Annotated in this window: 22 protein-coding genes; 14 read left to right on the top strand and 8 right to left on the bottom strand. The window is 54.5% G+C overall.

Features of this window, described 5'->3' with window-relative positions; genetic code table 11:
- Positions 1-50 precede the first annotated feature (50 nt).
- Positions 51-281: a DUF1128 domain-containing protein gene (locus tag ACI7RC_RS09425; protein ID WP_408107979.1), complete on the bottom strand. Its 231-nt coding sequence runs from the start codon at positions 279-281 to the stop codon at positions 51-53.
- Positions 282-320: 39 nt separating this feature from the next.
- A complete protein-coding gene (locus ACI7RC_RS09420; RefSeq protein WP_019122233.1) occupies positions 321-911 on the bottom strand; it encodes a TetR/AcrR family transcriptional regulator in 591 nt (196 codons plus the stop codon).
- 243 nt (positions 912-1,154) lie between these two features.
- Here ACI7RC_RS09420 and ACI7RC_RS09415 point away from each other — a divergent pair, with 243 nt between their 5' ends.
- The 12 genes from ACI7RC_RS09415 to ACI7RC_RS09360 all read left to right on the top strand — a co-directional run bounded on the left by ACI7RC_RS09415 (position 1,155) and on the right by ACI7RC_RS09360 (position 14,057).
- A complete protein-coding gene (locus ACI7RC_RS09415) occupies positions 1,155-1,628 on the top strand; it encodes an N-acetyltransferase (protein WP_408107978.1) in 474 nt (157 codons plus the stop codon).
- Between the two features lie 146 nt (positions 1,629-1,774).
- Complete coding sequence (locus ACI7RC_RS09410; protein WP_408107977.1) at positions 1,775-3,868, top strand: methyl-accepting chemotaxis protein; 2,094 nt, start codon at positions 1,775-1,777, stop codon at positions 3,866-3,868.
- Between the two features lie 154 nt (positions 3,869-4,022).
- The gene (locus tag ACI7RC_RS09405; RefSeq protein ID WP_408107976.1) at positions 4,023-4,865 is read left to right on the top strand and encodes an ABC transporter ATP-binding protein; all 843 of its coding nucleotides are present in this window, start codon (positions 4,023-4,025) and stop codon (positions 4,863-4,865) included.
- Positions 4,798-5,580, top strand: a complete 783-nt coding sequence (locus ACI7RC_RS09400; RefSeq protein ID WP_408107975.1) for an ABC transporter permease — start codon at positions 4,798-4,800, stop codon at positions 5,578-5,580. Before ACI7RC_RS09405 ends, ACI7RC_RS09400 begins: the two co-directional genes overlap by 68 nt.
- Positions 5,581-5,615: 35 nt before the next feature.
- On the top strand, positions 5,616-6,626 hold the full coding sequence (locus tag ACI7RC_RS09395; protein ID WP_408108002.1) for an aliphatic sulfonate ABC transporter substrate-binding protein: 1,011 nt from the start codon (positions 5,616-5,618) through the stop codon (positions 6,624-6,626).
- Between the two features lie 219 nt (positions 6,627-6,845).
- A complete protein-coding gene (locus tag ACI7RC_RS09390; protein ID WP_408107974.1) occupies positions 6,846-8,177 on the top strand; it encodes an MFS transporter in 1,332 nt (443 codons plus the stop codon).
- A gap of 115 nt (positions 8,178-8,292) precedes the next feature.
- Positions 8,293-9,051 (top strand): GTP pyrophosphokinase, encoded by a 759-nt coding sequence (locus tag ACI7RC_RS09385; RefSeq protein WP_408107973.1) that lies wholly within the window; start codon positions 8,293-8,295, stop codon positions 9,049-9,051.
- Positions 9,020-10,462, top strand: a complete 1,443-nt coding sequence (gene pepV / locus ACI7RC_RS09380; protein ID WP_408107972.1) for a dipeptidase PepV — start codon at positions 9,020-9,022, stop codon at positions 10,460-10,462. Before ACI7RC_RS09385 ends, pepV begins: the two co-directional genes overlap by 32 nt.
- Before the next feature lie 25 nt (positions 10,463-10,487).
- Positions 10,488-11,891, top strand: coding sequence for a DEAD/DEAH box helicase (locus ACI7RC_RS09375; protein WP_408107971.1), 1,404 nt, complete (start codon positions 10,488-10,490; stop codon positions 11,889-11,891).
- A 36-nt stretch (positions 11,892-11,927) separates the two neighbouring features.
- A complete protein-coding gene (locus tag ACI7RC_RS09370; RefSeq protein ID WP_408107970.1) occupies positions 11,928-12,596 on the top strand; it encodes an MOSC domain-containing protein in 669 nt (222 codons plus the stop codon).
- Between the two features lie 91 nt (positions 12,597-12,687).
- The gene (locus tag ACI7RC_RS09365) at positions 12,688-13,875 is read left to right on the top strand and encodes a DUF4062 domain-containing protein (RefSeq protein ID WP_408107969.1); all 1,188 of its coding nucleotides are present in this window, start codon (positions 12,688-12,690) and stop codon (positions 13,873-13,875) included.
- Positions 13,875-14,057: a hypothetical protein gene (locus ACI7RC_RS09360; protein ID WP_408107968.1), complete on the top strand. Its 183-nt coding sequence runs from the start codon at positions 13,875-13,877 to the stop codon at positions 14,055-14,057. Before ACI7RC_RS09365 ends, ACI7RC_RS09360 begins: the two co-directional genes overlap by 1 nt.
- Before the next feature lie 60 nt (positions 14,058-14,117).
- Here ACI7RC_RS09360 and ACI7RC_RS09355 read toward each other — a convergent pair whose 3' ends face one another.
- The 4 genes from ACI7RC_RS09355 to ACI7RC_RS09340 form a co-directional block, all read right to left on the bottom strand.
- Entirely contained in the window at positions 14,118-14,852 is a 735-nt protein-coding gene (locus ACI7RC_RS09355) for an MBL fold metallo-hydrolase (RefSeq protein WP_408107967.1), read from the bottom strand.
- Positions 14,853-15,260: 408 nt separating this feature from the next.
- Positions 15,261-16,061, bottom strand: coding sequence for an ABC transporter ATP-binding protein (locus tag ACI7RC_RS09350; protein WP_408107966.1), 801 nt, complete (start codon positions 16,059-16,061; stop codon positions 15,261-15,263).
- A gap of 19 nt (positions 16,062-16,080) precedes the next feature.
- Positions 16,081-17,118 carry a FecCD family ABC transporter permease gene (locus ACI7RC_RS09345; protein WP_408107965.1) on the bottom strand — a complete coding sequence of 346 codons (1,038 nt, stop codon included), beginning with the start codon at positions 17,116-17,118 and terminating at the stop codon, positions 16,081-16,083.
- On the bottom strand, positions 17,115-18,125 hold the full coding sequence (locus tag ACI7RC_RS09340) for a FecCD family ABC transporter permease (RefSeq protein WP_408108001.1): 1,011 nt from the start codon (positions 18,123-18,125) through the stop codon (positions 17,115-17,117). The genes ACI7RC_RS09345 and ACI7RC_RS09340 overlap by 4 nt, the downstream gene beginning before the upstream one ends.
- A 194-nt stretch (positions 18,126-18,319) precedes the next feature.
- Between ACI7RC_RS09340 and ACI7RC_RS09335 the strand changes: the two genes are divergently transcribed.
- Positions 18,320-19,321 carry an ABC transporter substrate-binding protein gene (locus tag ACI7RC_RS09335; protein ID WP_408107964.1) on the top strand — a complete coding sequence of 334 codons (1,002 nt, stop codon included), beginning with the start codon at positions 18,320-18,322 and terminating at the stop codon, positions 19,319-19,321.
- Between the two features lie 60 nt (positions 19,322-19,381).
- On the opposite strand, the gene ACI7RC_RS09330 is transcribed toward ACI7RC_RS09335, so the two are convergent.
- The gene (locus ACI7RC_RS09330) at positions 19,382-20,695 is read right to left on the bottom strand and encodes a helix-turn-helix domain-containing protein (protein ID WP_408107963.1); all 1,314 of its coding nucleotides are present in this window, start codon (positions 20,693-20,695) and stop codon (positions 19,382-19,384) included.
- A 180-nt stretch (positions 20,696-20,875) separates the two neighbouring features.
- Positions 20,876-22,309, bottom strand: coding sequence for an RsmF rRNA methyltransferase first C-terminal domain-containing protein (locus ACI7RC_RS09325; protein WP_408107962.1), 1,434 nt, complete (start codon positions 22,307-22,309; stop codon positions 20,876-20,878).
- A gap of 97 nt (positions 22,310-22,406) precedes the next feature.
- Here ACI7RC_RS09325 and ACI7RC_RS09320 point away from each other — a divergent pair, with 97 nt between their 5' ends.
- Complete coding sequence (locus ACI7RC_RS09320) at positions 22,407-23,168, top strand: hypothetical protein (protein ID WP_408108000.1); 762 nt, start codon at positions 22,407-22,409, stop codon at positions 23,166-23,168.
- Positions 23,169-23,185: the final 17 nt, after the last annotated feature.

Raw genomic sequence — 23,185 nt, 5'->3', positions numbered from 1 at the left:
GGACTGCCTCTTTTTTAAGCAGAAGCGTGCGTACTTTTTCGTCGTCGGCATTACGCCTGCTTGCGCATGGCCCCCAGCTCTTCGACGATTGCCGTCATTTCGTTAATGCTGAAATGGCTCTTTTTTTGCACCATGTTGTACAGGTAGAGCAAATCGTCGTAGCCGGACAGGTCGAAGTCCTCGGGGCGCATCACTGACGTATTGGCCATGTTGAGTTTGGCCTTAATGCCCTCAATGATGATGGTCAGGTTTTCCATCGTGGGTTCTTTTAAATCTGCCATGCGTTCGTTCTCCTCTCGCTTTTCAAAATGGAACTGCCTTTACAAGTCAAGGCCTTCAAATACAATGGAGACCTTTTCCTCCATGATTTCTTCCAAAGCCCATGCTCCGTCGCTTTGCACCCAATCGTACAGGGCGTTGTAATAAATGTTCTCCAGCATATTGGCGGCGACCAAGGGGTTGAATTTGGCTTTGAGCCGCTTCTTCTCCTGGGCTTCTTCGATCAGATCGGCAAACAGTTCCCGCAGTTCGAAGTAAATGTTTTTCTCGGACTCCTTCACTTTGCGGTGCTTCATCGAGGACTCGATCTGCACCTTGATCAGATCAAAGTTCCGCACGTTTACCTCGTTTAAGATCTTGTAGATGCGCAGCACCTTTTGCTTGCAGCTCTCCCCGAAATCCCATTCCTCGCGCCGCCGTTCAATTTCCCGAATCCGCTCGTAGCCCCAACTGGCAAGGATCGCTTCTTTGGAAGTGAAATGCAGGAAGATCGTACCGCGTGCGACATCAGCGCGCTCTGAGATCATGTCGATCGTCGTTGCTTCAAATCCGTGTTCTTTGTACAAGCTGATCGCGGCGTCAAAAATCCGTTGTCGCGTTTCCTTTTTCTTTCGTTCCCTGCGGGTAGTCAAGGCACACACCTCCATTCATCCCATTATAGCATATCCATCCGGAGGAGAAACGGCGCTGTCCGGTCCGAACGGCGGCCAGTGCCAGAACGGGGTGCCGGCGTCATCCAATACGGCACCCCGGATGCCGTCCGGGGAACATGCACACATTTTGAGCGGCCAAAAAAGTGCTAGACGAGACAAGCTTGCATATGTATATTTATATATTATATCGAATAATTATTCAGATGGGTGGAGGGTTTGTAAATGAACACAACCAGCGCACTAGCTGTTCGCCGTGCGACAACGAAAGACATTGACCAGATGCTTTCGATCATTAATGAATACGCCCGCCAAGGTTTGATGCTGCCGCGGACAAAAATATCGGTGCTGGAAAACCTCCAGTCATTTCTCGTTGCTTTTGACCAAGACAAGGTGGTCGGGGTTGCCGGATTGCATATCCTGTGGGATGATTTGGCGGAAATCCGCTCGCTGGCCATCTCCGAATCGGCAAAAGGCCTGGGGGTAGGCAAGCGGCTCGTCTTGTCATTGGTCGAGGAGTGCAAGAATTTGGGAGTAAAGCGCGTCCTGGCGCTGACCTATCAAAAGGAGTTTTTTGAGAAGTGCGGTTTTTATGTGGTTGCAAAGGAAACGCTGCCGCAAAAAGTGTGGAAAGACTGCATCAATTGCTCCAAGCTACCTTGCTGCGACGAGATTGCCATGATACGAGAGTCCTGCTAAGTATAGGTTTTTTCGTGTTCCTCTAGGAGAAAAGCATTGACATAGTCCCAAAAATGCCCTAACTTTTGATATAGTTGAAAATATTTTGCATAGTCAGAAAGTTATAGAGGATTTTTTCGCACTTCGGAAACGGAGGGGGCTATGTGATGAAGATGGGGGCGCGTCTACTGATTATCCTTCTGTTGGTCGGAATTGTTCCGCTGACAGCAGCAGGTGTGTTTTCGTACCTGCAGACAAAGAGTGAGCTTCTAAAAGAAAGCAGTGAAAAACTGGAGGCGCTGCGAAACAGCCGCAAGGAACAGGTAGAAACGTATTTTAGGGAACGGTCCAACAACCTGGAGATGTTCACCGGATCCGGCTCCGTCGTCGCCGCCCTGCAGGCGTTTGAACAAGTGTGGCAGCAGGGTGTTGCTTCAGCGGCATACGAGGATGTCGAAACGGTATACGGCAAAGAGTTTAAGATGTTCTTGACCCGCTTTAGTTTCACCAATCTGTACCTGATTGATGAATTTGGCAATGTTACGTATGAGGTGAATCCCCAGAATGATTTTGGCACCAATCTTTTTACCGGTGCGTATAAAGACTCTGTTCTGGGACAAATTGCCCAAAAGGCGGCAAAAGGGCTGAGCAACGAAATGACCGATGTCAGCCGCTATGAGGCGTCGGGCGGTCAACCGGGCATCTTTATGTCCTCGCCGATCTTTGACAGAGGGAGAATGATCGGCCAACTGGTGACAGAGGTGCCTTTGCAGGAACTGACTAACCTGTTGAACCAACGGGCCGGACTTGGAGAGACGGGCAAGATTTACTTGATTGGAAAAGACAAGACTCTTCGCAGCGGACTGGACCAATTCGGGGGCTCGAGCGGTTTGCTGACACTGCAGGTCGACACTCCGGTCGCCGAGCGGGCGCTGGATACGGATCAGCAGCCGGCCACTGTGCAAGCAGTCGATTTTCGCGGCGAGCCGGTGATCGTCTCGTACGCTCCGCTCAAGATGGGGAAAGAGAGCTGGGCGATCCTGGCCGAGATGGACATGAGCGAGATCATGAGCGGGCCCAACAAAATTCGCAATGCCATCCTGCTGTTTAACGGCGGCGTGCTGGTCGTCGTGCTGGTGATTGCCGCTTGGACGGCCAGGCAGATCCGCCAACCGATGGGACGCATGGCGGAAGCGACCAAACGGATCGGAACCGGCGATTTCCTCGTCACCTTCGATGCAGCCGATCTGCGCCGCAAGGATGAGATTGGCGAAGTGGTTCGCTCTCTGAAGCAGATGCGGACCCAGCTGACGGAGATCCTGATGCAGGTCCAGGAAGTTGCCGTCTCCGTCTTTGGCTCTACCCGCGATATCAGCGGCAATGCGGCCGATATCTCTGCATCGACAGAGCAGATGGTGCGGATCGTGGAGTCCGTCGTGAAGACAGCCGACCAGCAGGTCGTCAAGATGGGGGAAACCCTGACATTGGCCGAAGACTTGTCGGCGGGAGTGCAGCAGGTCAATCAAAATTCTTCGGATGTCGCCCAGTCGGCGGCGAGCATGAAGCTGGATTCCCAGGCGGGCCGCACGGCGATTCAGGCCGTTGTCCAGGAAATGCAGGAAATTGACGATGCTGTCAAACAGACTGGCGACGTGATCCAAGCGTTGGCGAGCCGCTCTGACGATATCAGCTCGATTACCCAGGTGATCGCCCAGATCGCCTCACAGACCAATCTTTTGGCGCTCAATGCGGCTATCGAAGCGGCGCGTGCCGGTGAACAGGGCAGGGGGTTTGCCGTGGTCGCAGGAGAGGTGCGGAAGCTGTCAGAGCAGACGAATCAGGCTGTCGACCAGATCGCTGCGATGATCTCAGAAGTCCAGCAGGGAATGGTTCGGGCAGTGGAGCAGATGGAGCGGGGATGCTCCAAGGTCGCCGTCGGACTAAACACGGCGCGGCATTCCGGGGAGTTGTTTTCCCGCATTGAGGAGAGTATCGGCCTGGTCACAAACGGGATAGAAGGAGTCAGCATGGCGGTCGAACGAATGAACGCCAGCGCGCTGGAAGTGGTCTCCTTCGCCAAGGAGGTGTCGGCGGCTTCGGCAGAGGCTTCAGCCGGCATGCAGAACATTTCCGCGGCGATCGAAGAACAGAATGCGGCGATGGGCTTGATAGCCCGTTCAACGGAAGAGGTCGTCAGGCTGGCGGAGGCGCTGCGGGATTCCGTATCCCGATTCAGCCTGGAGGAGGGGATAAGCGAATAGGTGAGAGGTGAGGGACCGGATTGCCGGTCCTTTTTTAATTCTCCGAATAGGCGCAAAAAAGCCATTGACAGATCAAAAGGAATCTAGAATAATAATCCCTATAATTCCAACTTGATAACTTGGACTTAGATAAATATCGTAGGGGGAGACACTCATGCAAGTCGAACTCCAGCAGGTGAACAAGCTGTTTCAAAAAGATAATGGTCAATCCTTACAAGTTCTGGAGAATATCAATTTGACGATAAAGCGGGGGGAGTTTCTCTCGTTGATTGGTCCATCCGGCTGTGGAAAATCGACCATTCTGCACATTATTGCGGGTCTGGAGTTTCCCACCGAAGGGAAGCTGCTGGTCAATGGACAGCAGGTCAAGGGGCCAGGGCCGGATCGGATTGTCGTGTTTCAGGAATCCGGATTATTTCCGTGGATGAATGTCTTGGAAAACGTCATGTACGGCCTGTTGTTGAAAAAAATGAAGCGGAAAGAAGCAGAAGAAAAAGCCATGGATGCCCTGCGAATGGTTCATCTCGGCCGGTTTAGCAAGGCGTTTCCGCACGAATTGTCGGGCGGCATGAAACAGCGGGTGGCGATTGCCCGGGCTCTGGTGATGGATCCGGATATCCTGCTGATGGATGAACCCTTTGCGGCCCTGGATGAACAGACCCGCATGGTTCTCCATTACGAGTTGCAGGAAATTTGGCAAAAGACCAAAAAGACGATTATTTTTATTACCCACAATATCCGCGAAGCGGTGATGCTGTCACAGCGGATCGCGCTGATGGGCACCCGGCCGGGGATTTTGAAGAAAGAATTTTTGGTCGAGGCAGCGTTTCCGCGCAACCCGTCGGACAATGTGCTGGTCCATTTGGAAAGGCGAATTCTCGCCAGTCTGGAGCAGGAAATGGAGAAAGTGTTGAAGGAGGAAATGGGGGATGATTACCGTCTTCAGAAGGGTGCTCATGTCGGCGATCCTCTTTATCATCTGGGAAGCGATATCTAAATCAGGCCTGTTTCCCGCGATTATGTGGCCGCCGCTTCTGTTCTCAAGCCACGGGGAAGCAACCGTGCTGGGGACGTTGTTTCAAGGGATCGCCGACGGACGGATTCTGGAAGCTACCGGGAGAACGCTTTCGCGGCTGGCGCTCGGTTTTGTCATTGCGATCACCGTCGGGCTGACGCTTGGCTATCTGATCGCCCGTTTCAAGTGGGTAGATGACACCTTGGGGTTTCTCGTGTCGGCATTGCAATCCGTGCCAAGCATCGTCTGGCTGCCGCTTGCCATCGTGTGGTTTGGCTTGGGCGAAACAGCGATTCTGTTTATCGTCACGATCGGCGCGACCTGGACGATGACGGTATCCGCCAGCACGGGTTTTAAAAATGTGCCGGGACTGTTTTTGCGGGTCGCGAAAACGATGGGATCAAGCGGGTTTCACCTGCTGCGCACCGTGATTTTGCCGGCTTCCGTGCCGCATTTGATCTCCGGTTTGCGCGTAGCTTGGGCGTTTGCCTGGAGGGCGCTGATGGCAGGTGAATTGGTCGGCGCAAGCGGAGGTTTGGGGCACTTGCTCGAGATGGGGCGGGCGCTTCAGTCCATGGACCTCGTCTTGTCGGTCATGATCATCATCGGCGTCATCGGCACGATCATAGACAACCAAGTGTTTATGCGAATGGAACGATCCGTGATGAAAAAGTGGGGGATCTCCGCGCAGCTGTAAAGAGCAATAGATACAAAACAGGGGGAGAAATGGTGATGAAAAAGCATCTCGGCAAAGCACTTATAAGTCTGATCGCGACTGTCAGCTTGCTGGTCGCGGGCTGCGGAGGGGGGAAAGAGACCGCAGGAAAACCGGCAGATACCGTCAAATTGGGGTATTTTCCCAATTTGACCCACATGGCAGCAATTGTCGGATTGGAAAAGGGATTTTTTCAAGAGGAGTTAGGCGACCAAATCACCTTAAAGACGCAGACCTTTCCCAACGGCGGTCTGTTTATGGAGGCGATGTCAACCGGACAGATCGACTTTGGCTATGTCGGACCGGGACCTGCGATGAACAACTACTTGAAAAATCCGGCTCATCAGCTCCTGGCCGGGGCGGTAAACGGCGGTGCCGTCCTGGAAGTGCGGGGCGACGCAGGCATCGACAAGCTCACAGATCTCGACGGCAAACGGGTAGCGATTCCCGTGATCGGCTCCACGCAGGACATCATGCTGCGCAAGGCATTAAAAGACGTCGGCCTGAACGTGAAGGGCAGCGGCGGCACAGTTGAGATGCTGGCACAGGCGCCGGCTGACACCGCTACGCTGTTTTTGCAGAAGAACGTGGACGCCGCAGCGACGCAAGAGCCGTGGGGCGTCAACCTGGAGGAGAAGGCTGGCGCCAAGCTGCTGCTGAACTGGGATCAATTTGCCTGGGGCAAAGAATCGACAAACACTGTGGTAGTGGGGACCAAATCGTTTACCGAGGCCAACCCGGAACTAACCAAAAAATTGCTGAAGGCGCATGTGCGGGCGGTGGAATTTATCCAGCAGCATCCGGACGAGGCCGTGCAGCTGTTAATCAAACACATTAAGGACCTGACCGGGAAGGAATTGAAGGAGTCCGAAATCAAGGCGGCGATGGAGCGCAGCGAAGCCACATACGAGGTAAATGAACAGGTATTAAAAGAGATGGCTGCGATCAGCAAAGAAGCGGGTTACACAACCTCCGACAACATCGACGGATTCGTTCATTTGTCCTTCTTGCAGGAGGCCATCAAGTAAATCAGTCCATCCAGGCTGTAAGCTTATAGAGACAGTGCCAAATGGTACGGGCTCTATAAGCTTTTTTCTTGGGATCCTCCGATTGAAGCCGCGATGGAAGCAAAACACTTCGGCATTTGACAACGGGAGTGTGCTGGAGTATGTTGTTTTCAGAAATATCAAAATAACACTCGGAAGAACAAAGCTGTCTACACTACAGGAATGATCGGCGGTGCCAAGATGAACGATAAAGTCGTCATGCCCGTGTGGTCGATTGGGACGTTTTTGGTTCTGATGAACACGACTATGTTCAATGTTGCGATTCCCAGCATCATTCAGGAACTCCATCTAACAGCGGGACCTGGATCCTGGATTGTTTCGGGGTATTCGATCGTCTTCGCCATGTCAACGATGATATTCAGCCGTTTGTCTGACTATATTCCCATCCGAATGCTCTTATCCATCGGTCTTGGTCTCTTGGGAATTTCATCGATTCTCGGGTATCTTGCCCATCATTTTGACATACTCCTGGCGGCCCGACTGATGCAAGCCAGTGGAGCAGGTTCCGTACCAGGTCTTGGGATGGTTCTTGCCAGCCGTTACGTGCCGTATGAGCGCCGAGGCAGAGCCGTGTCCATGATTGCCTCCGCTGCTGCACTCGCGTTCGGACTGGGTCCGGTAGCGGGAGGGATGATCACAGAATTCTTCGGTTGGAACGGACTCTTTCTCGTCACGTGTCTGGTGTTTCCATTGGCTCCTATTCTGTGGAAGCTGCTTCCCCAAGAATCCGGAAAAGCGGTCCGATTTGATATCCTGGGGGCAGCTTTGACTGCGGTTGCGACGGGGAGCCTGCTAGTTGCTGTGCAGCAGAAGTCCGCATGGTTATTACTCATCAGCATGATTTCGCTCATGTGGAGTATACGTCATTTTCGCAGAGTAAAAGAACCGTTTTTGCAGCCTGTTTTATTTCGCAATTCGGGATATCGAAAATTACTGCTCATAGCATTTTGTGCGTTTGTGCTGAATATGTCGATGCTTTTTCTGATGCCTCTGGCATTGGCAGGGATTTTCCAGAAGGAAGCGGCGGCGATCGGCACTGTGCTTTTCCCCGGCGCGATGCTGTCTGCCCTTTTGTCCAGATTGTTTGGCCATTGGATTGACCGGTATGGAAATACCCTGTTCCTGTTGTGCGGGCACGTCTTGCTGGCAGTTGTCATGGTCGTTTTCAGCTTGTTTATTCACCTGTCTGCCTTCGTGATTTTAGCCGGGTATATGATCTTCGCACCGTCATTTTCCGCCGTTACCTCGGCACTTTCGAATGAAGTATCCCGTATATTGCCAAAGGAACTGATCGGATCCGGCATAGGGCTGACGCAGTTAAGTCAATTTATAGGCGGTTCTTTTGCAGTCGCTGTGTGTGGAATTTTACTTGTTGGGCAAAGCAATCAGCCGCTCATCAGCGTATTTCAGCACATCTTCCTGCTGCTTCTGCCAGTAGTACTGGGTTCGCTGCTCATGTACATCTGGTATTTGAAAAAAGAGGCTGGACGTCAAAAAAGGTTATCCTTATAAAGGACTGTCAGGCTGTTTTCCCTGACAGTTTTTCTTCTGTTCAGTTGTTTTCACAGGATATTGTCCAAAAGATGTATAATGATATAGATATAGTCTCTTCCGGAGGGAAAGGGTCGTGGAGAAAATCGACTGGGATTTGTACCTTCTGCCGTACGGGCAAGCGGTTGAAGAGTTAAAGGTAAAGCTGAAAAACATCCGCAATGAGTGGAAAAAAAGAAATGAGCATTCCCCGATCGAGTTTGTCATGGGCAGAGTCAAGTCCGTGAACAGCATATACAGCAAGGCGGCCCGCATGGGGGTTGCAATAGATGAAAACATCGGCTGGCAATTGCTCGATTTGGCCGGGATCCGCATCATGTGCCAGTTTCTTGACGATATCTCCAAGGTGGTCAAGATGCTGCGGGAGCGCCAGGATATGCGGATTCGGCAGGAGAAGGATTACGTCACACAGCCGAAAGCGAGCGGGTATCGCGGATACCATCTCGTGGTGGAATATCCGCTGATGACGTCGCGCGGTCAGGTCACCATACCGGTAGAAATCCAGATTCGCACCTTGGGCATGAACTTTTGGGCGACGATTGAACACTCGTTGAACTACAAATACGAAGGCATCATCCCGACGAACATCCGTCAGCGGCTCATCGAAGCTGCCAAAGCTTCCAATACATTGGATAATGAAATGAACAACATCCGGGAGGAGATCAAAGAGGCCCAGCTGATTTTCACCCGGAAAAAAGCCTTGCCGGCGGAGGCTGCCGGTCTGGTTGAGCTGGATCTGGATGAAGACGACGAATATGATGATTCTGTCGGCAGGGAAGACAGGAAAGGGGTTGAGGGGCGAGATGACAACGAATTCCATAAACTGGATGGATGAAGTACATAAGCGTAAAGAGGAGCTGATCACTGCCGCACAGGGATTCTTGCAGATTAAAAGCGTGCTTGATCCGGCGACGGCCCGCTCCGGCGCTCCGTTTGGCGAAGGGATCGCCCAAGCGTTGGATTATGCTGTCCAATTGTGTGCCGATGCCGGCATGGAGGTCAAAAACGTGGACGGTTACGCTGCGCATGCCCAGTTCGGACAGGGAGAGGAACTGATCGGCGTGCTGAGCCACGTGGATGTCGTACCCGAGGGAGACGGCTGGTCGACGCCGCCGTACGCGGCCGAGATCGTCGACGGAAAAATCGTCGCTCGCGGCGCCCTTGACGACAAGGGACCGACGGTGGCGGCAATCTTTGCCGCCAGGATCGTCAAAGAGTCGGGACTTGCGCTCGGCAAACGGGTCAGGCTGATCTTTGGCACAGATGAGGAGACCTCCTGGCGGTGTCTGGAGCGCTACTTTAAAACGGAAGAGATGCCGACGATGGGCTTTTCGCCGGATGCCGACTTCCCGTTGATCTACGCGGAAAAGGGCATGACCGATTTGATCTTCCGGCAGACGAAGCAGGCCTTTGAGGCGCAGGGGCTCTCCCGTTCAGCGGGGATCGATGCGACGCTGCTGACATTGGAAGCGGGGCTTCGGGTAAACATGGTGCCCGACCGCGGACAGGCGATTTTGCGGCCTGCGGGCAAAACGGCAGAAGAGCTGGCTGACGCTTACCGACGCTATCTTCAGAACGCAGGGCGGACGGGTGAGGTGACCATTGCGGCCGATCAGGTCGTGCTGACGATGCAAGGGGTCTCGGTACACGGAATGGATCCAGGGAAGGGGATCAACGCCGGAACGGAGCTGATCCGCTTTTTGGGGACGCTTCAGCTTGACGGCAGGGCCTCGCAGTTTGTAAGCTTTTCGGATACATACCTGTACCGGCAGCATGACGGCAAGGCCTTGGGCATTGACTATGACGATGCGGAGATGGGGCCCTTGACGCTCAATACCGGGGTGATCCGCTACGACTCTGTGGACGGCAGCGAGTTTCGCGTCAACATTCGCTATCCGCATTCCCACCCGTATGCAAGCTGGGAACCAAAGCTGCTGGCGCATCTGCAGGAAGCGGCACTAGAGCTGGAGGTCATAGAAAATATGCCGCCGCATCGGGTTGATCCCAAACATCCCCTGGTGACGACGCTGCAGCGCGTCTACACGCAGCAGACGGGTGAGGAAGCAGGGATCATCGCCATCGGCGGAGCTACCTACGCACGGGCCCTCGATGTGGGAGTGGCGTTTGGCCCGCTGTTCCCGGGCCGTGCCGACAGCGCCCATCAGCGGGATGAACACATCATGATCGACGATTTGCTGCGGGCGACCGCCATTTACGCGCAGGCGATCTACGAGCTGGCGAAATAGAGAATACCGGAGGGAAGTGGACAACATGCAAAAGACATTCGCATCACTGGGATTGCGTGCGGAGATCCTGCAGGGAATCAAAGACCTTTACTATAAACAGCCGACAGAAATTCAGGCCGAGACCATACCGCTGATCCTGTCCGGCAAGGACGTGATCGGACAGGCGCAGACAGGTACGGGAAAAACGGCGGCCTTTGTGCTGCCGATCCTTCAGCGACTGGATCAGCAAAAGCGGGACATTCAGGCGCTGATCCTCACCCCGACGCGGGAGCTCTCCATCCAGATCGAAGCGGAGATCGAAAAGCTGGGCAAGCACCTGGACGTCAGGGCGCTCTCGCTGCACGGCGGAACCGACATCGAACGGCAGATCAATAAGCTGGAGCGCTCCGTCCAGGTCGTGGTCGGGACGCCGGGCCGGGTGCTGGATCACTTGAGCCGCGGCACCCTCCACTTCGGCCGGATCTCCACACTGGTGCTGGACGAAGCGGACAAGATGCTGGAAATGGGCTTTCTGGAGGACGTGGACAGAATTATCGCGTCAACGCCGCAGAACAGGCAGATTCTGCTGTTTTCGGCGACGATGCCGGATCAGGTCAAACAGCTTGCCCACCGCTACATGGATCAGCCGCCCCACGTCAAGATCGAACAAAAACAGAAGACCGTGGCAACGATTGAACAGGAATACTACGTCGTCAACCAGACGGAAAAAATGGACGCCCTGCTGGATTTGATCGAGCAGACGAAGCCGTACCTGGCGATTATTTTTGCCAATACCCAGCAGCGCGTCAAGGTGCTGACTGCCCGTCTGCAAGAGCAGGGATACGATGCCGAGGCTCTGTACGGCGACCTGTCGCAAAACAAGCGGGAGCAGCTGATGGAGCGCTTTCGCCAGATCAAGTTCCAGTACCTGGTGGCGACGGACATAGCGGCGCGCGGCCTCGATGTGGAGGGAGTCACCCACGTGTTCAACTACGACATTCCGTCTGACGTGGAAAGCTACATCCACCGGGTCGGCCGCACCGGTCGGGCCGGACAGAGAGGGACAGCCATCTCGCTGGTCTCGCCGCGGCAGAAAAGCATCATGGCCCGCTTCGCCAAAGGGACCAAGGCGGAAATCGAGGAGAAGCTGTTGATTCCGGGACGCCACATGGATCAGGGGCGCAAACAGCGCGCTGCCGAACGGGAAGCTCACTTCGCGCAATTGCGTGAACAGAAGAAGCGGGAAGAGACGACAGCCAAACGGAAAGAAGCAGCTCCCCTGGAGCAGGCGTTAAAGAAAAACAAAAAGGTAAAGCCGGGATACAAAAAAAAGCTGGCGCACGAGATCGAACAGTTCCAGAAGCAGTATGATCAGAAAAAGAAACGGGCAGCCCTCAAAGCAGCCCGCAAGACAACTGGCGGCAGAAGCGGGCGGAAGTCGGGCCGGTAATGCAAGGCGGCTTTTGCCTAAAAGGGGATAGGAGTCATGCAAGCAAAGACAATCAAGGTGGTATCGCTTCGTACAGGCAAGCCGCGGGAGGCGATGTACAGAGGGAAAGAGGTGGCGACCGCTATCTTTAAAGAGCCGGTATCCGGGCCGGTTTTTCTCTCCTCACATAACCTTGCCGGTGACGAGCAGGCCGACAAGGTAAATCACGGCGGATTGGATAAAGCCGTCTGTGTTTACTCGCTGGATCGCTACCCGTACTTTGGAAAGGTGCTGGGACGCCGCTTGGACGGCGGCGCTTTCGGAGAGAATGTGACAGTCAGCGGGTTGGATGAGGAAGGCGTCTGCATCGGCGACGTGTTTCAATGGGGAGAGGCCCTCGTCCAGGTGAGCCAGCCCCGCAAGCCCTGTTTCAAGGTCGCGCTCAAATTGGATCTGCCCGACCTGCCGCTGCAGATGGAACAGACAGGGTACACCGGCTTTTATCTGCGCGTTTTGAAAGAAGGCTGGGTCGCCCCGGACAGCGAGCTGAAACTGCAGCAGCGCCATCCCAAAGCGGTGACAATCGCCTTTGTCAACCACGCCAGGTACCATGACAAGAAAAATGGCGAGGCGATCAGACGGATACTCGAGGTGGATGAGCTGGCGGAGAGCTGGCGTACGGTGTTTGAAAAGCGCTTGAGCCAATGGGAAGAAGAAGAAGCGTGAAGCAGGCGGGCATGGTCTTTGGGGCGGTTCTGCCGCCCCGGCTTGCCTGGGAATGCCTGTTGATAGAACGGCGAGAGGGGGGGAGTGTGGTATGACAGTAAAATGCAAGGTTTTTATCAGTTCGGTCGGCCAGGACAGCTTACACCCGGTGCGCCTCTCCCTGTATGATGCTTTAAACGAGCTGGGCCATGAACCGATCATGTACGAAAAGCCCAGTTTCGGGCCGAGCATACCGGGTGAATCCTCAGTCGACCACTGTTTGCGGCTGGTGAGGGAAAGCCATATGTACCTGCTGTTCATCCACAACAAATCAGGGAGATATCTGCCGGATGCCAAGCGGACCGTCACCCATCTGGAATACATAGAGGCCCTGTCGAACCGCAAATTTACGCAGATTTTTGTGGAAAAGACGGTGCTGCAATTTTACTTTCGCGATGTGCAGAGCCAATTGAACGACTATGTCGCGGATTACGAGCAGCAGCATGGATATCTGCCGGATATTGAGCAGATCTACCAATATGTTCAAAGCATTCAGGAGCAGGGCATACTGAAACCGGTCGGCGACGTCGATCCGTATGTCTGGGCTTTTCTGTACGATATTCTGAGTATTCACAAACATCTGGTGAAGGAATTGCAGTTAGGGGTTGCCACGGAGTGGAAGTCATTCTTCAGCGATATCCTGCGCCAGGGAATCGTCCTGATCCCCGGCCGGGAAAAAGCGGTGGAAAATGAGCGGCTGGCTGCTTCTTACCAGGATTTTTCGGAATTTGTATCGGCTGTCACAGGCATGTTAAAGATTGAACGGGTACGAAATCTGCGGAACTTTTTGGCGGAGATCCGCAGTAATCTAAAAGGAGGAGAGATTGCCCAGACGCTTGGCAGCTACACACATATCGTACAGGGGCGCTTTCGGGACTGTTCGGCTGTCGCGCTGTTCAAACGCCGCGAACAGTTCATGGTCTGCGAAGAAGCGGACGGGAGAACCTCCATCAGCAAGGGAGAGACCTTCGACCTGTCCAATCCGGATTCATATGTAGCGGTTACCTATCAGCTGAACGATCCGAATCCGCTGATTTTCTACAAGGAATCGAAGCAAATGCTGTACTTCACATTAAAAGAGGGAGAATATGTAATTTCCTTCCAATTCCCGTTGGATGGGGGCAGCAGGCTGCAAAAACTCAAAGGTTGTGAGGAGCATATTTTTGATGGTATAATGAGCGCAAATGGAAATACATTGGTCATCCGCTACGTACAATCGGTTCTAAGGGGGCTGCAATGATGTCGAATGTCTATGTTGTCCAAAACGGCAAAGTGGAGCCAGCGAACGGATATATCGCCAAAGACACCCTGCTGCTTTTTACCTCGAAAAAGAGCATCGATGACTTTATCAAGCAAAAACACGATACTTTCAAGGAAAATCAGGCGATCATTTTAAAAGCAATTGAAGAATCGAAACAGTAATAAAAAGCGCTTCTCTGTTAGAGAAGCCTTCTGCTCAGGGACCCTGTGAGAGGGTCCCTTTTACTTATACGCATGGATGAGCTGCCGAAGCGATTGCTTTACATCGCCGCGGAACAAGCCTCCATGATAACAAATGAGCTGCTCAATCTCATAGTCGAGCAACCGCTTGACGGAACGGACAGCCTCCTTTAGATCCCAGGCGTATTGGGGGTTGGCGATATCCAGCTTTCCGTCCTCAATGACCACGGCGTCTCCCGCAATCAGCGTCTTGCTGGCGGGAAGATACAACGAAATATGGCCAAGCGTATGACCCGGCGTATGGACGATGTCGATGCCGCCGCACCAAGGCAGCCGCTCATCACTTGCTGCCGTCCGATCGACGGAAGACGGCTCGATTGACTGCAAGAAGCGAATAAACTGCTGTGCATGCGGCTTTGCCTCTGCGGGCAATACGTCAAACGTCGATTCCGCCTGTTCAAGCCGCAACGCCTTCTTCGCCCCTTCGATGTAAGGAGCCTCCATCTCGTGCGCAATGATTTCGATGCCCGGGTACGCCCGCTTCAATGCAGCCAGCGAACCGATATGGTCCATATCGTGATGGGTCACAATCAATTTTGTCAGAGAATCCAACCTGATCCCGTGCCGACTAGCCGCATCCGCGAGGAGAGGCACAAAATCCGGATAGCCGCAATCGACGAGGATCGTATCGCGCTCATCTTGAAGCAGCACGGGAGTAATGACCTGTTTTTGTCCGCCATATTCAAACTCGATGTCGAGCAGATAAAAATTGTTCATATACGCCTCCTGCATCACTGACTTCACGTTACGTATCGTATCATGCAAATTGAACTGCTGTCTATTATCCAGAACGGGTGTATCTATATCGAACTCGAGTACAAACTCGCGAACGTTCTCCAGGTAAGGGAATAAAGCTGCGAGAAGCAGAAAAAAATGGAGCGAGCGCAAGCCTTGGCAAGCCTACCCAGTCGGAACGGAAAAAAACGGCACGCGCTTTTCGACCAAACGCTACGTTGAGCTGCCCCCAGTCCTTTTTGGTCGACGTGCCGTTTTTTGGAGTGGAGACGGATATCCCCCGCTTCCACGCCGGCGTGCCACGAACGAAGCGAGCCCATTTTTTTCTGCTTCCATGACCAATGTTCACCAACGCAAAAAAAGCGCGAGGCTTTGAGCCCCGCGCTATTCTTATCCCTGCGCCTGAAGACGGCACTTGCTAAAGGGAATACACATGGGAGTCCCATACAACGGGTCCCGAGTAATCTGGCATTCCATCTGAAACACCCTGCGCACCAATTCTTCCGTCATCACTTCTTCCGGCCGTCCTTCCGCATAAACGGTCTGACCGTGAACGGCCACGATGTGGTGAGCGTAACGGCAGGCCAGGTTCAGATCGTGCAGGACCATGACGATCGTTCGCTGTTCGGTCTGGTTCAGTTCATAGAGCAGGTCAAGAATCTCGATTTGATGCGACATGTCCAGATAGGTGGTCGGTTCGTCCAGCAGGATCGTATCCGTCCCCTGTGCCAGCGTCATCGCGATCCAGGCCCGCTGCCGCTGCCCGCCGGAGAGCGAGTCCACCGGATGGTCGGAGAGTGCGGTGAGCCGGGTCGCCTCCAGGGCTTTGGCCACCATCTCCTCGTCCTCCTTGGACCACTGCTTCAGCCAGCTTTGATACGGATAGCGTCCTTGTTTGACCAACTGCAGGACGGTGAGCCCCTCCGGCGCGCTCGGCCCCTGCGGCAGTATGGCCAGCCGTTTGGCCACTTCCTTGGTGGATTGCTTGGCGATCGCTTCTCCGTCCAACAGGATAGCGCCTTCCTTCGGCTTCAACAACCGGGCCAGCGAGCGCAGCAGCGTCGATTTTCCGCAGCCGTTGCTGCCGATAAATACGGTAATCTTGCCGTGGGGGATGTGCAGATCCAACTCCTCGATAATATTCCGTTCTCCGTAGGACAAGGTTAACTGCCGGGTTTCCAAGGCGTGCATGGGGACTGACTCCTTTCACTTACCGATTGCGGTTTTTGTATAAGAGGTAGATGAAAAACGGCGCTCCGACGGCAGATGTAAACACGCCGACAGGGACGTCAATCGGTGAAAACACCGTTCGTGCGATCAAGTCGGCCACCACCAGAATCAGCGCGCCGATACAGGCGGACAACGGCAGAGCCGAGCCGAAAGACGGCCCGACCAACTGCTTGGCGATGTGCGGCGCCAACAGGGCGACGAAGCTGATCTCGCCGCCCACGGCCACCGCCGTTCCGGTCAGCGCGGCACAGATGACGAGCAGGGCAAACCGGTCAAACTGAACGAGACTGCCTACGCTGGCAGCTACATCGTCCCCCAACTGCTGGACGTTGACCCGCCGGGCCATCAGCGCCGCCAAGGCGATCAGGAGAATCGTCCACGGCGAGATGAGCTTGACATCGTTCCAGTCCACTCCGTAAATGCTGCCTGTCAGCCAAAGCGTCGCTTTATTTTGTAACAGAAACGGACTGAACGTGATCAAAACGGTAATCAACGCGTTGGCCGCAATTTTAATGCCTACGCCGATCAGCACCAGCCGCAGCGGAGGGACACCCTTTTTCCAAGCCAGCGCGTACAGGACGAGTGTTGTCAGAGTCGCGCCCAAAAAGGCGATCGGAGGCAGCCATTGGATGCTGGCCGATTCAAAGTACAGCAAAAAGGCGACAGCGGCCGCGGAAGCGCCTCCTGTAATACCGAGAATGTCGGGAGCCGCCAAGGGATTTCCGACGATTCCTTGCAAGATGGCTCCTGCCGAAGCAAGGGCTGCTCCGACCAGGATGGCGACTATGACCCGGGGGAGGCGGAACTGCCCGACGATCAGGGCGTCCTGCTCCGTTCCCATCCCGAAAAACACCTTCAGGACGTTTAGCGGGTGTATTTTCATCTCGCCGATGCCCAGGCTGACGACTGCGGCAGCCAGGATCAGAAGGACGAACAGGACGAGGTACAGCAGGGTCTGTTTATGCAGGAGCAGCGAAAAGGTTCCTTTGTTGCTTTGCAGCGGCAGATATTTCTTCAATTCTTTCCAAGCCCCTTTCGTGCCACGTAGATGAAGAACGGGATGCCGACGAGTGCGGTCATCGCACCGATAGGCACTTCGGCGGGCTTGGCGATAAAGCGGGCGGCGATGTCCGCGGCAAGCAGGATGGCAGCGCCGAGTACACCGCTGTAGACGAATACCCAAGTCATCTCCCGACCGACCAGGTAACGGGCGAGGTGAGGCGTGATCAGCCCGACGAAGCCGATCGGTCCGGCTACAGCGACAGAACTGCCGGTGAGCAGGACGATGGCGGCGCCGGCTGCGAGTTTCACCAGCAGGGTACGCTGCCCCAGCCCTTTTGCCACATCATCGCCCATCAGCAGGGTCTGAATCGGCCTGGCGAGGAGAAAAGCGGCCGCCCAGGCGACGATCATATAAGGGAAGACAGCCTGTAAAAACTCCAGTTTTCTCCCCCCCACAGAGCCTGCTAGCCAGAACAGCACCTCATCCAGCGCTTTTTCGTTGAGGACGAGCATGCCGTGGCGAGCCGATCCGGAGAGCGCGGTGATGGCGGCACCGGCCAGGGTAAGTTTTACCGGGGTCAGGCCGTCTCTGCCGAGTGAGCCGAGCAGGTAGACGACCAGTCCGCTGACGGCTGCCCCCAAGAACGCGAGCCAGGTAAACGAAGTGAGCGAACTGATGCCAAAAAATGCCACGGCAATCACTACGAACAGGGCGGCGCCGGCGTTGAGGCCGAACAGTTCGGCGTCGGCCACCGGATTTCGCGTCAACGCTTGCAGGACGGCCCCGGCAAGCCCCAGACTGACGCCCACGGCCAAGGCGTTAAGCACCCTCGGCACGCGTACTTCCTTTATGACAATATGTTCATTGGAGCCGTTGTACTGTGTGTAAGCATCGATAACCGTCTGCCAGCTCGTGTCAATGATGCCGAAGACGAGGCTGGCGTAGCTTAAATATAGAAGCAGAAGAAGTGCGGCGACCAATCCTGCGGCTCTTAGCGGGTTGTTGTTGAGCAGACTTTTCATCATGATTTCATCCTTACAGATCATTCGACCACGTTGTTCCTACTTACCAAGTTTAGATGCTAAGTCAATTAATTGTCAATGAATTTGAGATTCATTATCATTTAATCGTTGACATTTGTCTGAATCTGATTGTAGGATAATGAGTGTTACTGAATATCATTCTCATTATCATCATGAAAGGGGACTGTGAGATCATGTTCTCACGTACATATCACCTGAAGGCATTTTTTGGCCTGGCAATGGCGCTTTTCCTATTCGTTGCCGGCTGCGGCGGCGGTCAGCAGACGGGGGGCCAGCCGACCGGGCAGACAGCGGAAAAACCTGCCGGCAGCGGAAGCGAAAGCGAGCAGTCATATACGATCAAACACGCGATGGGTGAGACTCCCATCCAAGGCACGCCTCAGCGCGTAGTCGTGCTGACAGCACAGGGAGTGGAAACAGTGGTTGCCCTGGGTGTCAAGCCGGTTGGCGCAGTCGGTTCCTGGACAGACCCGACCACTTTTTACGATATAGTAAAACCTGAGCTGGAAGGCACCCAGCTCCTCGGGACCGAGTCGCAGCCCAATCTGGAAGCGATCGCCGCACTAAAGCCGGACCTGATCCTGGGCATGAAATTCCGCCACGAAAAAGTGTACCAGCAGCTCTCCGCCATCGCTCCAACCGTCTTCGTCGAGGAGCCGCGCGGCGACTGGAAAGAAAACTTCATGCTGTACGCTGAAGCGTTGAACAAAAAGGCAGAGGGAGAAAAAATCCTCGCTGATTGGGACAAACGAATTGCCGAATTCAAGGAAAAAGTAGGCGAAAAGCTGGGTACACAGGTCTCCCTTGTCCGCTTTATGCCGGGAAAAGTGCGGATCTACTACCATGACACGTTTGCCGGCTCGATTTTGAACGAACTGGGCGTAGCGCGTCCAAAGGCGCAAGACCTGGACAAATTTGCTGATGACGTTACCAAGGAACGCATACCGGAGATGGACGGCGACATCATGTTCTACTTCTCCTATGAGACCGGGGACGGGGAAGCGACCAAACTGGAGCAGGAGTGGACCGGCGAATCGCTGTGGAAAAACCTCAACGTGGTAAAAAACAACAAGACATTTAAAGTGGATGACGCAGTCTGGAATACGTCGGGCGGGGTCCTCAGTGCGAACAAAATGGTAGACGAGTTGGAAAAATACCTCTTGGAAATGAAATAGACGAAATCAGAGACGAAAACACCTCTCTCATCCCCGGATGCAAAGAGGTGTTTTTGCTGTCTATTCACCACGGTTCCGATAGGGGATCCGGTAGATCTTTCGCGGTCTGCCCCGGTTTGTAGGCGCTTCTTCGCCGATCAGCTCGGCCAGGCCGTGTGCTGCCAGATCGGTAAGGATGCGGCGGGCATTCCGCTTGGTCATGCCCAGAAATTCGGCTACCTCCGGGGCGCTGAGCGAATGTTTCCCCAGGTGCTTCTGCACGGCCTGGAGCTTGGCATACGTGGTGATGGCCACTCCTGCTTTTTTTAGCAGCCCGCTCATCTCCATGTCGTCCGTGCGGTAGGTAAAGCTGATGCTGTCAGGCTGCTCCAGGGGGCCTTCAATTCTGCCCTCGTCGTCGACTAGGATCGCACAGGACCCCGTCTTCTGGGAGTGGAGCAAGGCGAGCTGGGCATTGCGCTCGGCAGCCAGTGCGGTCACCCCGTACCCGATTCCGATATTCGTCTCCAGATCGGTGAGAAAAGCGATTCGCTCCAGCAGCATCGAGGCGTGGGCATCGGGATTGCCTTCAATGGCTCCGCGCGTGGAAAAGATCAGGTACTTGCCGTTCCCAAGCGAGATAAACGACCCGGAGACCTCCTCCACGTAGTCGAGGATCGTGTCCTGCAGGCGCAAATGAAGCCGGCTGACGTCATAAGCGCTCTTGTTTTCCCCGATCAAGGTTTCCAGTCCGCTGAGTTCGATCAGCATCACGGCAATCTGCGACTTTTTAAAGTGGAGGGTTTCGCCGGCCGTACGGGCCAGATTCAGCATGCTGCGAATGGTCATCCGATTAGGCGTTATCCGGTAGACGGGGATGCCTTCCGCTTTTAACGCTTCATAGACAGAGCTGATACAGGTGGCACAGGCGTCGACCTTTTCATCGCGGTACAAGGCGGAGTGAAAAGCCGCCAGCTCCTGGCTGGGTTTGTAGCCCGGGTAGGACAGCAGGTGGATGTGCCCGTACGGCAAACCGAGCTCGGTACAGGTCTCCTGCAGGTGCTTCGGCAAAAACGTGTCAAAGCTGACGCGATCCAGCCTCCATCGGTCGCGGTAAACGAGCTCGAGCAGCACTTTGGTCAGGCTGGAGCCGTTCAATTGCGGATACAGCATCTTTTGCTTGTGGAGAAGATCCCGTGCGATGGCATAAGGAGCCTGTCCGGAGAAAACCCAGATGTCGATCTGGCCATCCGCTTGCTGAATGATGTTCGGCGTATCTTCAATCTTCTGATAAATCATGGGAATGATCGTCATCTCTTCCTGAAACTCTTTGCCGATCTCCGTGATCAATTCAATGGAGTCTTTTGGACCCACGGCTCCGACTCTCGCAATCATAGCGCATCCTGTCCCTTTCCTCTTGTACCATGTCATCTCGTAACAAGAATTCGTTCAGACACATAAAATTCCTTTTCGTGATGCAGGTTTGAACGTGATGCCAAGTCACATCTGGCGCAATCGAGTCCATCGCCGCAAAGAGAGAAAAGCTGTCCTGCTCGGATGAGCAAGACAGCTTTTTTACGTCCAGCGCAGCCCTTTCGGGTAGTGGTTTTTCAGCTGCCCGCCTGACTGCTTGCCCCAGCCGAGGGAAAAACCGTCTACCGTCGCCAGCGTCCAGCCAGCCTTGCCGTCACAGGCCAGGCTCTCCCCTTTCAGATAGCGGAGCACCTCGGTGGAATCACTGGGGAAATCTGCCGTACGAGCAGCATCAGCAGATTTGCAGGCCAGGGCCAGGGCGTGCGCAGGTTCAAAGCGCTGTTTTTTTACCGTCCCCAAGTGAAGGCCAGGCCGCAGTACTTTTAATCCGCCGAGGTCGATCCGCTCATCGGGGAGCGCATAGAGTTGATCACCAAAGAGGGTGAAGCCAGACAGGCGGTTGTTATTCGCATGATGGCCAGGGAGAGTCTCATCGGCAAAAGCCTGCCACAGTGCCAGCGCCTCCCGGCTGACGGCGGCTGCGGGCTGCGCGGCCTTGCCCTTCTTTTTGTGCTGGATGCGCCCTTCCTCCGGGTGGCCGTGCCCTGGGGCAGCATCTGTCTGTTTTTGCAGCCTTGCGATGAAATGCCCTTCTCCTGTCAGCAGATGGGGCCAGAGCCGCGCCGTGAGCCGCAGCTGCCTGTCTCCGCTTTCAGACCATTCCGGCCGCCCTGGGGCAAAATGTTCCCGGTGGGCGACAGGCTGCAGTTCAAACTCCGGGTGGGCCGCCAGAAATGTTTCGATCGTCTGTTCGTTTTCGAGCGGAGCGAACGTACAGGTGGAATAGACTAGAATTCCTCCCGGCTTCAGCATCTGGGCGGCAGCCTGAAGGATCTGGGTCTGCATCATGTGGCATTCGCTTACTTTTTCAGGCGACCAGTCTGCACACGCCTCCGGAAGCTTGCGAAACATGCCTTCGCCTGAGCAGGGAGCGTCGACCAGGATGCGGTCAAAATACTGGGGAAAGCGGGCGGCTAATCGCTCCGGCGTCTCGCTGACTACGAGCGCATTCGCGACCCCCATCCGTTCGATGTTTTCAGACAGGGCCTTCGCCCGGACCGGATGAATTTCATTGGCGATCAACAGGCCGTCGCCGGCTAGCGCTGCGGCGATCTGGGTGGATTTTCCACCCGGTGCCGCGCACAAGTCAAGCACCCGTTCACCCGGCTGCGCGTCCAGAGCGGCAGCCACCGCCATCGCACTTGGCTCTTGGATGTAGTACAAGCCCGCGGCGTGAAAGGGATGTTTGCCAGGGCGGGCCGTATGCGGATAGGTAAACCCGAAGCCGCACCAGGGAATCGGCCGGAGCGGGACAGGACTGATCTGGCGGAAGAGCTCAGGGTCCACTTTCAGCGAATTTACCCTTAAACCGTGCCAGGGTTGCTCTTGATAACTCTGGAAGAATGGGTCGGATTCACCCTGCAGCAGCTCTTTCATGCGTTGCTGAAACAGGGGCGGCAATGGTATAAGATTCATGGAGACCTCCGTGTCGAATATTTTCCCGCGAGGAATAGAGCGAACAGGAGAACCGCAAAATATGGCGAATTGTACTTGCAGTGAGGTGAACGTAGCTTTGAAAGAATCGCGTGTAGAGAAGCACCGCAGCCAACGGAAGGTAGACAGCGACGTGACGAGATTTTGGGTGTTGGGTTCCCTGTTCGTGCTGCTCGTTCTCGCCTTTGAATTTTTTATTGAGATTCCTGATCAGGCCCAGTGGCTGCAGGAGATGGAGATGGCTCTGTTCAGCGCCAGCTTTACGCTGCTCGCTTTTTATCTGCTGGGACTTACCTTCGTATTTTCCCGCCAGGAGCAGGCGGGCAAGATCAACCATCATGTCATTATCTATTCGTGGCTAGGTGCTATTTTATTTCACTTGTTTTTATTGATCAACAGCAATGTCAATACGCACATCTACAAAGCGGGCATCATTCTGTTTTTAGGTCCGCTGTTTTTGACTGTTTTCCATTTTATCACGTACTTGTCCGCTTTGCGCGATGCGCGGCGGGAGGCCCGGCTGGCGACGGAGGCTTCTTACGAACGGACAGTCTACCAGCTCGTCCTCGAGGGGACCAAGACGTACAATGAGATCAAACGGCTGAAGGAGCAGTACCCTGAAGTGGAGCAAATGCTTCGGGCGAACGATTTTTACATCAAAATGGAGCGGTTTATCCTGGAGATGCAGCAGTACCTGCAAGCAAGCAGGTTTGGCCGAAAAGACGTGGAGCTGTTGGAAGGGCATTACCTTTTTTTGGAAAACTTGCTGATCCAGGCCAAGCAGTACCCGGAAGTCAGGGAATCACGTTCGTTTCGCCACCGGGAAGAAGGGGAGGATTAGTGAACGGAAAGAGACGC

It is taken from the genome of Brevibacillus sp. B_LB10_24 (assembly GCF_046036945.1).
Classification (GTDB): domain Bacteria; phylum Bacillota; class Bacilli; order Brevibacillales; family Brevibacillaceae; genus Brevibacillus_C.
The sequence above is the reverse complement of the archived record's forward strand: the minus strand, read 5'-3'. Positions and strand labels throughout refer to the sequence as shown.